This window comes from Pseudomonas sp. W2Jun17, assembly GCF_023127795.1.
Classification (GTDB): domain Bacteria; phylum Pseudomonadota; class Gammaproteobacteria; order Pseudomonadales; family Pseudomonadaceae; genus Aquipseudomonas; species Aquipseudomonas synxantha_A.
The window spans coordinates 18,287-31,136 of record NZ_SPKO01000038.1 but is presented as its reverse complement, the minus strand read 5'-3'; the positions used below and the strand labels follow the sequence as shown (position 1 = coordinate 31,136).

Below are 12,850 nucleotides of genomic sequence, written 5' to 3'. Positions count from 1 at the left end.
GCGCCTTTTCAGTTCGACGCACGGTAAAGCCCGTGCGCATCGATGTAGGCCAGGACCGCGTCAGGCACCAGGAAACGTACCGACTTACCGCTGGCCAGCAGTTGACGGATCTGGGTGGCGGACACCGCAAGCGGGGTCTGCCAGACGAATGCAATATTCCCGTTCGGCCCGGTCAGGGCCAAGGGGTCACTTACCGACCGCGCGGCCAGCAGGTTGCGCAAGGCATCCGGCGGTTCGCTGTCGGCATCCGGGCGTTGCAAAACCAGGATGTGGCAATGCTGGAGGAGCTCCTCCCAGCGGTGCCAAGAGGGCAGGCCGCAAAATGCGTCCCAGCCCAAAAGCAGAAACAACTGGTCATCTGCGGCCATCTCGGCGCGCATCAGCTCCAGGGTGTCGACAGTGTAGGACGGTTTATCGCGCTTGAGCTCGCGGTCGTCCACCATCAACGGCTGTATGCCCTCTACGGCCACCTGCACCATTTCTAGGCGCTGTTGCGCTGACACCTGCGGCGTATCGCGATGCGGCGGCCGAAAATTGGGCAGCAGCCGCACCTCGTCCAGCGCCAGGGCATCGGCGACTTCCAGGGCACTGCGCAAATGGCCGATGTGCACGGGGTCGAAAGTACCGCCGAGCAGCCCGATGCGTTTAGCCATCAAGTGCGCACATGACCGTCGCCGAACACTACGTACTTCTCGCTGGTCAGCCCTTCAAGGCCAACCGGGCCGCGTGCATGGAGCTTGTCGGTGGAGATACCGATCTCCGCCCCCAGGCCATACTCGAAGCCGTCGGCAAAACGTGTCGAGGCGTTGATCATCACCGAAGCGGAGTCCACTTCATTGAGGAAACGCCGGGCATCGCTGAAATGCTCGGAAACAATGGCGTCGGTGTGCTTGGAGCCGTATTTATTGATGTGTTCGATGGCCTGATCCAGGTCGTCGACGATGCGAATCGACAGGATCGGCGCCGTGTATTCGGTGTACCAGTCTTGTTCAGTCGCTTCGATCACATCGCTGCCGAGCAGTGCACAGGTACGCTCGCAGCCACGCAGTTCCACGCCCTTGTCACGGTAGATGGCAGCCAGCGGCGGCAGCACGCGCTCGGCAATGCCGGCGTGCACCAGCAGGGTTTCCATGGTGTTGCACGGCGCGTAGCGGTGGGTCTTGGCGTTGTCGGCAATGCGAATCGCCTTGTCGAGGTCGGCGGCTATGTCGATGAAGACGTGGCACACGCCGTCCAGATGCTTGATGACTGGCACCTTGGCATCCCGGCTGACGCGCTCGATCAGGCTCTTGCCGCCACGGGGCACAATCACGTCGACGAATTCCGGCATGGTGATCAACGCGCCCACAGCCGCGCGGTCGGTGGTTTCCACCACTTGCACCACTTCAGCTGGCAACTCGGCCACGGCCAGGCCTTGCTGGATGCAGGCGGCGATAGCACGGTTGGAATTGATCGCCTCGGAGCCGCCTCGCAGGATGGTAGCGTTGCCCGACTTCAGGCACAGGCTCGCGGCGTCGATGGTCACGTTCGGACGCGACTCGTAGATGATGCCGATCACACCCAGCGGCACGCGCATCTTGCCGACCTGGATACCGGACGGCAGGTAGCGCATGTCGCGGATTTCACCGATGGGGTCAGGCAGCTTGGCCACCTGACGCAGGCCTTCGATCATGTCGTCGATACGTGCCGGGGTCAGTGCCAGGCGATCCAGCAAGGCAGGTTCCAGGCCATTGGCGCGACCGTTGGCCAAGTCCAGTTCATTGGCAGCGGTCAACTCGGAGCGCGAAGCATCCAGAGCATCGGCAGCCGCCAGCAGCGCACGGTTCTTCTGCGCAGTGCTCGCACGGGCGATCAACCGCGAGGCCTGACGGGCAGCGCGACCCAGGCGGGTCATGTAGTCAAGAACGGACTCAGTCATGGTCAGGGAGTCTTGGCAAAGAGGAAAGCGGCAGATTATAGCTGTGACGCCGCTCGACTGACAGCGGTGAGGGGCGGATGGTCGAAATGAACTGTAAAAACCCGGGGTTCAGCGGTAATTAAGGTGAGAGTTGTTATTATTCCGTCACATTTAGCCGTAATAACCCTGAACGCCATGCCCGGACTTAACGCCCCACTCCCCGCAAGCGCCCTGCCCGACGGCTTCTTCGACCGCGATGCACAACTGCTCGCGCAAGAACTGTTGGGGAAAATCATTCGCCATCGTGTCGGTGATCTCTGGCTTTCGGCGCGAATTATTGAAACCGAAGCCTATTACGTGGCCGAAAAAGGCAGCCATGCGTCGCTGGGCTACACAGAAAAGCGTAAGGCTTTGTTTCTGGATGGCGGTCATATCTATATGTACTACGCCAGGGGCGGTGATTCCCTGAACTTCAGCGCCCACGGCCCGGGGAATGCCGTGCTGATCAAGTCGGCTTACCCGTGGGTCGATGAACTCTGCGGGCCGGCGAGCCTGGCGCAAATGCTGTTGAACAACCCCAACCCCGACGGCAGCCCGCGCCCGGCGCAGAAGCTGTGCGCCGGGCAGACCCTGTTGTGCAAGGCACTGGGCCTGAAAGTGCCGATGTGGGACGCCAAGCGCTTCGATCAGGAACTGCTGTATGTCGAAGATGTGGGCCAGGTGCCCACACAGATTATCCAGACCACCCGGCTGGGCATTCCCAGCGGGCGCGATGAACACTTGATGTACCGCTTCGTCGATGCCGGCTATGCGCCGTACTGCACGCGGAACCCGCTGCGCCGCGGGCAGGTCGAAGGCCGCGATTATTTTTTGATCTAACGGGCGACACATCCCATGTGGGAGCTGGCTTGCCTGCGATAGCGGTGGGCCAGGCAACTTCCATGCTGACCATGCCGCAGCCATCGCAGGCAAGCCAGCTCCCACAGTGGAAATTCACCGTCTCATTATGGAGTGGATTGTATGGGCCAATGGCTCGATAGCATCACCGGCTGGCTGACCCTGAACCCGCAATGGCTGGCAGCCGCGGTGTTTATTGTCGCGTGCGTGGAGTGCCTGGCCATTGCCGGGCTAATCGTGCCGGGCACGGTATTGCTGTTTGCGATTGCCGCACTGGCCGGCAGCGGTGCGCTGTCACTGAGTGAAACCCTGCTGCTGGGCTTCCTCGGCGGTCTATTGGGCGACGGGGTTTCCTACTACCTGGGCCGACATTTCCATCAGAACATCCGGCGCTTGCCGGGCCTGCGACATCATCCGGAATGGATGAATGGCGCAGAAACCTACTTCCACAAGTACGGAATCGCCAGCTTGCTGGTCGGGCGCTTCATCGGGCCATTGCGCCCCATGCTGCCGATGGTCGCCGGTATGTGCGACATGCCGTTCCCGCGCTTTGCGATCGTCAGCCTGATCGCCGCCGCCGGTTGGTCAGTGGCGTATCTGCTGCCGGGCTGGGCAGCCGGTGCCGCGTTCCGCCTGCCCTTGCCGGAAGGTTTTTGGCCGGAAGCGGCGATTGTCGCGGCGTGCCTGGCGGCGCTATTGGGATTGAGTTTGAACAGCAGCCTGCGCGCCCATCGTCGCGCAACGTTGTGGATCGGTTGTGCCAGCCTGACCTTGCTGATCGCGCTGTTTATCGGCTACCCGCATCTCAATGACTTCGATCAGGGCCTGAGCGCTCTGGTGCAGGAGCATCGCAGCCCGTGGCTGGATGAGGTGATGGTGCGGATCACGCAATTGGGCGAGTTCAAGAAAATGTTCGTCGCCAGCGCCGTGTTCACCGCCCTGTTGTTTGTGGCCCGGCAATGGCGCCACGCGCTGTTTGTGGGAGCGACCCTGGCAGGCGCGGCGGTGATCAACACCGGCACCAAGCTGTTCTTTGCCCGCGGCCGCCCGGAGATTCTGACCGACCCGTTGACCAGTTTCAGTATGCCCAGCGGCCATGCCTCCGGCGCTTTTGCGTTCTTCCTGGCGCTCGCGGTATTGGCCGGTCGCGGCCAACCCACGCGGTTGCGCCTGACCTGGATGCTGCTGGGCTGCATACCCGCCGCATTCATTGCTCTGTCGCGGGTGTACCTGGGCGCTCACTGGCCCAGCGACATCCTCGCAGGCACGCTACTGGCCATGACGGTGTGTGCGTTCAGCCTGACCGTGATCCAGTACCGCAGCCCGCTGCCGGCAATGACGCAAAAAGCCTGGTGGCTGGTATTGCCGGCGGTGGTGGCGGTGCTCGGCTTCATTGCATTCACCGGCACCTCCCATGCATTGCTCAGGTACGCCTACTGACCCTTGGCCGGGCCAATCCAGTCCACTGAAGCAGAGCGACGCTCCACGCAACGCTCGCGTCGCTCCAGCAGCATCTCGTCGGCAATGTCGGCGGCGCGCTCTGCGATGTACTCTGCGCCCCGGGTGGCGTCCTGCTGGAGCAATTGCGTGGTCACGCTGACAAAATACGTGTCCCAGGCGACTTGTTCCGATGGTGTCAGACGAATCATGGTCATCCCCGATCATTATGGTGTGATCGGAAAATATTGCAGGCGCCGCGCCTGAAATGACGTAGCAAAATCCGAAAGCAACCGCAGAAAATTCTGTATCTCAGGTGAACAACTCACCCTGCAATTCATCCAGCAACATCTGAATGGCATCCAGCCGCTGCTGCGGATCGTCAATTCGCAGCAAGTCGACCTTATCGGCGTCGGTAAACGGCAGCAGGTACGCCAGTTGGTTGCCGAGGGCCTGCTGGCTTTCGGCATGGGCGTTCATCTCCAGCGAAGCCACCATCGGGTGCTCCGCCAGGGCCTCCAGCAGCGCCAGCAAGTCGGCGTCCTCTTCTTCCAGAGGCCGATCCGGCATCTCCTCCAACCATTTAACCTCGGCCACCAGCAATTGATCTTTCTGCACCGTGACGTCTAGTACGCGGAAACGCCGGCCACCCTCGACACGAATCCCCAGCAGGCCATTGTCCTGCTGTTTGAAGTCGCGAATAAACGCTTCGCAGCCGATCAGCGCGTAGCCGTCCGGGGCTATGCCCACTTCCTGGTCATTGAAGATGCACACCACACCAAAGCTTTCGCCCTTTTTCATGCAGCGGCTGATCATGTCCAGGTAGCGCGCCTCAAATATCTGCAGGTCGAGGGTGCAGCCTGGGAACAGCACAGTGTTGAGTGGGAACAGCGCCAGACTCATAACGGTTTCCTTAAAACCCGGGTTAAACAATTACCGACACGGCCAACGGAAGAAACACCGCCGTCGCCACGCCCATCAGGCTCATGGCCAGCGCCGCAAAGGCGCCGCACTCTTCGCTTTCCTGCAGGGCCACCGAGGTGCCGACCGCATGGGCGGTCATGCCCAGCGCCATGCCCCGCGCTTCAGGGCTGTGCACGCCCAGGCGCGACAGATACGCCGGGCCGATCATCGCGCCGACCACCCCGGTGATCAGTACAAACACTGCCGCCAATGCCGCCACGCCACCAATCTGTTCGGCGACCAGCATGGCAATCGGCGACGTCACCGACTTGGGTGCCATGGTCATCAGCACCCTGTGTTCGGCACCGAACCACCACCCCAACAGCACACACAAGCCGGTAGCCAGCACCCCGCCTACCACCAGCGTAGTAAAAATCGGCCAGAACAATTGGCGAATCCGCCGCAGGTTGAGATAAAGCGGTACCGCCAATGCCACCGTTGCAGGCCCCAGCAGGATCCCCATGATCTCGGTGCTTTCGCGGTACTCGGCGTAACTCAGGCCACAGGCGAGCAACACACCGATCACCAGCAACATCGACACCAGCACCGGTTGCAGGAAGATCCAGCGGGTTTTCTCGTACCCCGCCAGCACCAACTGATAGGCGCCCAGGGTGATACCGATGCCGAACAACGGATGATGAATGACCGCCGTCCAGGCGCCCTGCCAGTCAAGCATCATTGGTCCTTCTCCTTGCGCCTGACCATCTGCTGCATCAGCACACCGACAAAGCCCATGGCGATCACCAGCGACAACACCAGCGCCCCGACGATAGCCCAGAAGTCCGCGACAATGTCCTTGGCGTAGACCATCACTCCCACGGCGGGCGGCACCAACAGCAACGGCAGATAACGCAACAGGCTGCCGGCCGCCAGGCTCAGCGGCTCGCCGACTTCACCGCGCCAGACCAGAAAGCCCAGCATCAACAGCAGCCCGATGATCGGCCCCGGCAGTACCGGCAACAGCAAATGATTGATCGCCGTACCGATCAATTGAAACAGCACCAGCCAAGTCAGGCCACGTAACAACATCCCGCTCTCTCCCCCCTCAAAGCCCATGCGCATTATAAGCACGCCCGCCCTATGCCCAGGCATTCGCCAAAAGCATGTTGGGTTGACCGGGCCATTTGCCCATGATGATCTACATTGGTTCTCTGTATCCCATATAAAACCCCTTATCAACGGGGGATAAAAATGATGAACCCAGGAGAGACGCAATGCCCTATGTACCCGTAGCGCAGCTCAAAGATTATGTCGGCAAGGAACTGGGACGTTCCGAATGGCTCACCATCGACCAGGCGCGCATCAACCTGTTCGCAGAGGCCACCGGCGATCATCAGTTCATCCACGTCGACCCGGTCAAGGCCGCACAAACCCCGTTCGGCAGCACCATCGCCCACGGTTTCCTGTCACTGTCACTGATGCCCAAGCTGATGGAAGACATCCTGATCATGCCCGAGGGCTTGAAAATGGCCGTCAACTACGGCCTGGACAGTGTGCGCTTCATCCAGCCGGTGAAGGTCGACTCCAAGGTGCGCCTGAACGTCACGCTCACCGACGTCACCGAGAAAAAACCCGGCCAATGGCTGTTCAAGGCCACCGCCACCCTGGAAATCGAAGGCCAGGAGAAACCTGCCTATATTGCCGAGTCGCTGTCACTCTGCTTCGTGTAAGGCCGACCCTGTGGCGAGGCAATAAACCTTGCCACAGTGTATGTAAATTTATGTATGAATCTCGCGGCTGCGGCATACTCGGCGCTCAATTATCCGGATCCCGCTATGCGCCCACTCGCTCCCCTTGCCCTTGCCCTGTTGCTGACCGCTTGCGGAGACGGCGAATCGCTGTTGCCGCCCGATGCGCGCCTGCCCGATGGCGGCCGCTACCGTGGCGATGTGGTCAACGGCCTGCTGCAAGGCCAGGGCCGCGTGGACTACCCCAACGGCAGTTGGTACGCCGGCCAGTTCGATAAAGGCCAGTGGCACGGCCAGGGCGAATGGCATGGCAGCAATGGCGAAGTCTATAAAGGCCAGTTCCAGCAGGGCCTGTTTGATGGCCAGGGCAGCTTGACTACCACGGGCAGCAGCTATGTCGGCAGCTTCAAGAACGGTCGACGCAATGGCGAAGGCACCCTCAAAGAAGGGCAGATGACCTATCGCGGCGAGTTCAAGGACGACCAGTACGCAGGCCTCGGTCGCCTGGAATTGGCCGATGGCAGCCAGTACCAAGGCCAATTTGCCCACGGCAAGCCCAATGGCGAAGGCCAGCGCAATGACGACAGCGGCAATCAGTTCAGCGGCCACTTTGTCGATGGCCAACTGGAAGGCAATGGCACCTTCAATAGCGCTGAGGGCGATATCTATATCGGCCAATTCAAGCAGAACCAACTCAACGGCAAAGGCCGCTATGAAAACGCCGACGGCGACGTATGGATCGGCCAGTTCAAGGAAGGCGCCCTCAGTGGCAAAGGCGAATTGATTGGCGCCGATGGCAGCCACTACGTCGGTCAGTTCAGTGACTGGCGCTTTACCGGTGAGGGGCGCTTGAACCTCACCGATGGCAGCTTCTATATCGGTGGCTTCGACAGCGACAACTATCAGGGGCGTGGCACCCTCGTGCTCACCGACGGCACCGTGCAGGCCGGCACCTGGGTCAATGGCCTGCGCGTGCGCGATGCCGATGGCAAGTTGCTGCCCGACCCACTGGAAACCGGCCTATTGGCCCAAGGCCGCTTGCTCGACGAGGCCCTGGCCGCCGTGCCGGCCTCGACACCTGCCGTCGAGCTTTATACGTTGGCGTTGGCAGGTGATGGCAAGCAAAGCGTGTTCCTGCGCGAAGCCGATTACGTCAGCAACCTGCTCACCACCCGCTTCGGCGCACGCGGGCAGGTCCGCCTGGTCAACCACCGTGACCACATCGCCGACCGTCCGCTGGCCACCCGCGAAAGCCTGAGGCGTTCCGTGCAAACCCTGGCCGAACGTACCGGGCCCGAAGACCTGGTGTTTATCTATTTGACCAGCCATGGCACACATGAACATGAGTTGGTGCTCGACCAGCCGCGCATGGAACTGGCCGACTTGCCCGCCGATGAACTGGCCGCCGTGCTGGCGCCGTTGAAAAACCGCGACAAGATCATCGTGATTTCCGCCTGCTACTCCGGCGGTTTCATTCCGGCCCTGAAAGATGAGCGCACGCTGATCATGACGGCATCCCGTGCGGATCGCGTGTCCTTTGGCTGTTCAGAAGAGGCGGACTTTACCTACTTTGGCGATGCCCTTTTCGCACAAGCCTTCAACCAAACGGACGATTTGCAACACGCGTTCAAACTGGCACAACTGCATGTGGCCGAACGCGAACAGGCGGACAACTTCGAAGCCTCGGAACCGCAGATATGGGCGCCCAAAGGCGTGATCGCCCATTGGCAACTATTACGCAAACAGCAGGCACGAAAGGCGCTCGAAAGCGTCTCAATGAATAGCAAGGAAGCCAAAGGCAACTAAGCTGTAACGTGTAACAAGGGGGAAACATCATGTACCTGACACCTCAGCATATCTTGCTGGCCGGGGCCTCTGGCCTCACCGGCGAACACCTGCTTGATCGCCTGCTCAACGAACCCACCGTGACCCGTGTACTGGCGCCGAGCCGCAAGCCGCTGGCTGAACACCCACGCCTGGAAAACCCGGTGGGCGACCCTGCGGTGTTCCTGCCGCAACTGAGCGGCCGGGTGGACATGGCCTTTTGCTGCCTGGGCACCACGATCAAGAAAGCCGGCTCGGAAGCGGCGTTCCGTGCGGTCGATCTGGACATGGTGGTGGCCTTCGCCAAGCGCGCTCGGGAACTGGGTGCGCGGCATCTGATCGTGATCAGTGCGATCGGCGCCGACCCGAAATCCTCAGTGTTCTACAACCGAGTCAAGGGCGAAATGGAGCAGGCACTCAAAGCCCAGGACTGGCCGCAACTGACCATCGTGCGACCTTCCTTGCTGCTGGGGGAGCGGCTGGAACCGCGTCTGGCCGAACAGCTGGCCGGGCCGTTGTCGCGTTTGATTCCGGGCAAGTACCACGGCATCGAAGTCTGCGAACTGGCTCGCGCCATGTGGCGCCTGGCGCTGGAAGAACAGGATGGCGTACGGGTGGTGGAGTCGGATGAGCTGCGCAAGCTCGGCAAGTAAGAACGCCAATCCCAATGTGGGAGGGAGCAAGCCCCCTCCCACATTGGGTTCGTGTAGTTCTCAGAGTCCGCCAGTGGCGTTGAAGCCCACGCCCAGCACGGTCAACAAAGACAGTGGCAACAGCAGCGTATCGAGCAACGCGCTGGCGGGCAGGTCGATATGAGGATAGGTGGGCGCCTCGGCACCAAAGCGGTCCTTGGCACAGCAGCCGCCATTGATCGCATACAAATCCAGGCGTGTACCGGCATACACCACTGGCGCGCCCGCTTGCGCGGCGTCCAGGGTGCGCGCCGTGGCGCAGCCCGTCAGTTGCAGCGCCAGTAGTAGCAGCAGCGTTTTATTCATCACCGCCCAAATGGTGCTCGCCCCAGCGCGGCAGCATGTCCTGGGGAATGTTCAGCAGGTTGAGAATGCGCGCCACCACGAAGTCCACCAAGTCATCGATGGTCTGCGGCTGGTGATAGAAACCCGGCGACGCGGGCAAGATGGTCACGCCCATGTTCGACAACTTGAGCATGTGTTCCAGGTGAATACTCGAATACGGTGCTTCGCGCGGTACCAGGATTAATTGGCGACGCTCCTTCAAGGTCACGTCCGCCGCCCTTTCGATCAGGTTATTGCAGGCGCCCGTGGCAATCGCCGACAGGGTGCCGGTGGAGCATGGCACCACCACCATCGCCGCCGGCGCGCCGGAGCCCGAAGCTACGGGCGACATCCAGTCTTCCTTGCCATAGACCTTGATCTGCCCCGCTGCCGCACCGGTGTATTCGGTGAGGAACGCTTGCATCATCTGCACCTTGGCCGGCAATTGCACATCCGTCTCGGTCGCCAGCACCAATTGGGCGGCCTTGGAAATCAGGAAGTGCACTTCACGGTCTTCACGTACCAGGCAATCCAGCAGGCGCAGGCCGTAAGGCGCGCCGGATGCGCCGGTCATTGCCAGGGTGATACGTTCGGGCCCGCTCATTTCAACGCCTCGGCCAGCTTGCCGTGCAAGCCGCCAAAGCCGCCGTTGCTCATGACTACCACATGGGTGCCGGGCTTGGCCAAGTGCTTCACATGCTCAATGATGCCTTCCAGCGAATCACACACGGTCGAAGGCACGGTGCACAGCGCAGCGATCCCCGGCAGGTCCCAACCAAGGTTGGCAGGCGCGTACCAGACCACCTGGTCGGCGTCGTTGACGCTTTCCGGCAGGCCATCGCGGTGCGCACCCAGCTTCATGGAGTTGGAGCGCGGTTCAACGATCGCAATGATTTGGGCATCGCCAACGCGCTTGCGCAGGCCGTCGAGCGTAGTGGCGATAGCTGTTGGATGGTGGGCAAAGTCGTCGTAGATGGTAATCCCATTCACGTCGGCGACTTTTTCCATGCGCCGCTTGACGCTTTTGAATGCGCTCAAGGCCGCGATGCCCATGGCCGGCACCACACCGACATGCCGTGCAGCCGCCAGGGTTACCAGCGCGTTGGCGACATTGTGCTGGCCGGTCATATCCCACTCCACGACGCCTTGGGCTTGGCCTTCGAACAGCACTTCAAACCGGGAGCCGTCTTCGCTGAGCAACTTGACCTGCCATTGCCCGCCCACACCGGTGGTCTGCACCGGCGTCCAGCAGCCCATGTCGATCACGCGCTGCAACGCCGGTTCAGTGGTCGGGTGGATGACCAGGCCTTCACTCGGGATGGTGCGAACCAAGTGATGGAACTGCCGCTCAATGGCCGCGAGATCGGGAAAGATGTCCGCGTGATCAAACTCCAGATTATTCAGGATCGCTGTGCGCGGACGGTAGTGGACGAACTTGGAGCGCTTGTCGAAAAACGCGCTGTCGTATTCATCGGCTTCGATCACGAAAAACGGCGTATCGCCCAGGCGCGCCGACACCGAGAAATTCTGCGGCACGCCGCCGATCAGGAAGCCCGGGCTCATGCCCGCATGTTCCAGCACCCAGGCGAGCATACTGCTGGTGGTGGTCTTGCCGTGAGTGCCGGCCACCGCCAATACCCAACGACCTTGCAACACATGATCAGCCAGCCATTGAGGGCCTGAGACGTAAGGCAAACCTTTATTGAGCACGTACTCGACCGCTGGGTTGCCGCGGGACATGGCGTTGCCAATCACTACCAGATCCGGCGCCGGGTCGAATTGCGAGGGGTCATAACCTTGGGTCAGCTCGATACCTTGCGCCTGCAGCTGCGTGCTCATGGGCGGATAAACATTGGCATCGGAGCCCGTAACGTGATGGCCCAGCTCTTTGGCCAGAACCGCCATCGAACCCATGAACGTACCGCAGATACCCAGAATATGAATGTGCATAGTCGACCTCGTAAACATCGAGGCAGGTTAGCGTAGGGTGGGAAAGTTCGCACGCTTTAGCTGAGGGCGAAACGCCCGCCGGTAGGATCCGACGGGCAAAAGGGATGTCTTAAACCGTGGTGCCAGCTTTTTTAAGCTCAGCGTCTTTCAAGGTCATGATTCGTTCGGCCGCTTTTTCCATCGCGTCATACCGACGCTCTATTACGCCTAAGCGTCCCCCGGTACTGGGAGATGTTGACGACTCGATGTGAGGTTTGAAAATAACGCCGTTGTCCTCAGCCACTTGCCTCATATGGGTTTCTGAAACGCTCAGTAACTGCTCCAGGTTAGTCAAGCGTGCCCCACGCTCCTTGGGCCAGGCGTCGCCAATGGCAAGCCGGTCTGCGGTGCTGCCCGACGCCAGCGTCATGACGACATTGGCAAACTCCAGCACCACTTTCTCTACCCGATCCAGATGGCGCGTGGCTCCCGGCGCAGGCTCATCGGGTGCGGGTGGCGCAACGGTTTGCGGCATGGGCTTCTGATCGGGCTGTGCAACGCCGGGCAAATGCGGTGGCGGTGGCGCCACTGGCGACGGCACGTATTGGCCCTTGATCGCTTCCCCCGCGGCCACGGACCCGGCATACGCCCCCACATTGATCGGCGCGCTGACCATACCATTGACGCCTGCATTGATGAACGCGTCCTTGACCGTCTTGCTGGTAGAGGGTGATGTAGAAATAACGCCCGCTTTGACCAGCCTGTCGGCATCCAACAGTCGCTGGGTGACATCGGCCATGCTGACCTTGGGTGAATCGTCCTGTTTCACAGGGGCGGTCCCACCGCGGGGGGGCGTCTGAGGCCCCTTGGTCAGCACGTCCTTGAGTCTACCTGCGGTTGACTGGCTTGAACTGCCCGCGGTCGCACTGGCACCAGGGGTATCGTGGCTTGTCGTCGGCTTTTTCCCACCCGCCGTGGTTTGGGGCCGGGTGGGCGAGGGACTGACCGGAGCAGGCGGCACTCTGGGCGATGGCGTGGGCGGCACGTGAGGCGTGGGGCGGGATCCTCCCCCGAACCGCCGTCCAAAAATTCCACGCTTGATGCGCACCTTCGGCGTTTGATCAGTCTCCTGCGCAGACAACTGCGTGCCAGGCTCAGGCTGAGTGGGGTCCATCGGTTCGCCCCAGCCCGCGGTTAAG

At 61.1% G+C, this 12,850-nt stretch carries 15 protein-coding genes; 5 read left to right on the top strand and 10 right to left on the bottom strand.

Annotated elements, in window-relative coordinates; translation table 11 throughout:
* Positions 1–8: 8 nt before the first annotated feature.
* Together nadD and E4O98_RS25080 are read right to left on the bottom strand one after the other, a co-directional pair.
* Complete coding sequence (gene nadD / locus E4O98_RS25085; RefSeq protein WP_032879289.1) at positions 9–653, bottom strand: nicotinate-nucleotide adenylyltransferase; 645 nt, start codon at positions 651–653, stop codon at positions 9–11.
* Positions 653–1,918: a glutamate-5-semialdehyde dehydrogenase gene (locus tag E4O98_RS25080; protein ID WP_248136530.1), complete on the bottom strand. Its 1,266-nt coding sequence runs from the start codon at positions 1,916–1,918 to the stop codon at positions 653–655. The genes nadD and E4O98_RS25080 overlap by 1 nt, the downstream gene beginning before the upstream one ends.
* Before the next feature lie 174 nt (positions 1,919–2,092).
* On the opposite strand from E4O98_RS25080, the gene E4O98_RS25075 reads away from it, so the two are divergent.
* A complete protein-coding gene (locus E4O98_RS25075; RefSeq protein WP_223018204.1) occupies positions 2,093–2,776 on the top strand; it encodes a DNA-3-methyladenine glycosylase in 684 nt (227 codons plus the stop codon).
* 141 nt (positions 2,777–2,917) lie between these two features.
* Positions 2,918–4,234 (top strand): bifunctional DedA family/phosphatase PAP2 family protein, encoded by a 1,317-nt coding sequence (locus tag E4O98_RS25070; RefSeq protein WP_032879286.1) that lies wholly within the window; start codon positions 2,918–2,920, stop codon positions 4,232–4,234.
* Here the strand turns inward: E4O98_RS25070 and E4O98_RS25065 are convergent.
* From E4O98_RS25065 to E4O98_RS25050, 4 genes are all read right to left on the bottom strand, one after another.
* Positions 4,228–4,443: a hypothetical protein gene (locus E4O98_RS25065; RefSeq protein WP_032881203.1), complete on the bottom strand. Its 216-nt coding sequence runs from the start codon at positions 4,441–4,443 to the stop codon at positions 4,228–4,230. The two genes, E4O98_RS25070 and E4O98_RS25065, sit on opposite strands and share 7 nt — an antisense overlap.
* A gap of 100 nt (positions 4,444–4,543) precedes the next feature.
* Positions 4,544–5,134: an LON peptidase substrate-binding domain-containing protein gene (locus tag E4O98_RS25060; protein WP_032879285.1), complete on the bottom strand. Its 591-nt coding sequence runs from the start codon at positions 5,132–5,134 to the stop codon at positions 4,544–4,546.
* Positions 5,135–5,156: 22 nt separating this feature from the next.
* Positions 5,157–5,873, bottom strand: coding sequence for an LrgB family protein (locus tag E4O98_RS25055; protein WP_005791780.1), 717 nt, complete (start codon positions 5,871–5,873; stop codon positions 5,157–5,159).
* Positions 5,870–6,223, bottom strand: a complete 354-nt coding sequence (locus E4O98_RS25050) for a CidA/LrgA family protein (protein WP_005791782.1) — start codon at positions 6,221–6,223, stop codon at positions 5,870–5,872. The genes E4O98_RS25055 and E4O98_RS25050 overlap by 4 nt, the downstream gene beginning before the upstream one ends.
* A 185-nt stretch (positions 6,224–6,408) precedes the next feature.
* On the opposite strand from E4O98_RS25050, the gene E4O98_RS25045 reads away from it, so the two are divergent.
* From E4O98_RS25045 to E4O98_RS25035, 3 genes are all read left to right on the top strand, one after another.
* On the top strand, positions 6,409–6,864 hold the full coding sequence (locus E4O98_RS25045; protein WP_005791783.1) for a MaoC family dehydratase: 456 nt from the start codon (positions 6,409–6,411) through the stop codon (positions 6,862–6,864).
* A 105-nt stretch (positions 6,865–6,969) separates the two neighbouring features.
* Positions 6,970–8,688: a C13 family peptidase gene (locus tag E4O98_RS25040; protein WP_032879284.1), complete on the top strand. Its 1,719-nt coding sequence runs from the start codon at positions 6,970–6,972 to the stop codon at positions 8,686–8,688.
* A gap of 29 nt (positions 8,689–8,717) precedes the next feature.
* Positions 8,718–9,359, top strand: a complete 642-nt coding sequence (locus tag E4O98_RS25035) for an oxidoreductase (protein WP_103734863.1) — start codon at positions 8,718–8,720, stop codon at positions 9,357–9,359.
* Positions 9,360–9,419: 60 nt separating this feature from the next.
* On the opposite strand, the gene E4O98_RS25030 is transcribed toward E4O98_RS25035, so the two are convergent.
* The 4 genes from E4O98_RS25030 to E4O98_RS25015 form a co-directional block, all read right to left on the bottom strand.
* Positions 9,420–9,704: a YceK/YidQ family lipoprotein gene (locus E4O98_RS25030; protein WP_032879282.1), complete on the bottom strand. Its 285-nt coding sequence runs from the start codon at positions 9,702–9,704 to the stop codon at positions 9,420–9,422.
* A complete protein-coding gene (ubiX, locus tag E4O98_RS25025) occupies positions 9,697–10,326 on the bottom strand; it encodes a flavin prenyltransferase UbiX (RefSeq protein ID WP_005791790.1) in 630 nt (209 codons plus the stop codon). Before ubiX ends, E4O98_RS25030 begins: the two co-directional genes overlap by 8 nt.
* The gene (mpl, locus tag E4O98_RS25020; RefSeq protein ID WP_248136528.1) at positions 10,323–11,672 is read right to left on the bottom strand and encodes a UDP-N-acetylmuramate:L-alanyl-gamma-D-glutamyl-meso-diaminopimelate ligase; all 1,350 of its coding nucleotides are present in this window, start codon (positions 11,670–11,672) and stop codon (positions 10,323–10,325) included. The genes ubiX and mpl overlap by 4 nt, the downstream gene beginning before the upstream one ends.
* A gap of 109 nt (positions 11,673–11,781) precedes the next feature.
* Entirely contained in the window at positions 11,782–12,480 is a 699-nt protein-coding gene (locus E4O98_RS25015; RefSeq protein ID WP_228309020.1) for a hypothetical protein, read from the bottom strand.
* Positions 12,481–12,850: the final 370 nt, after the last annotated feature.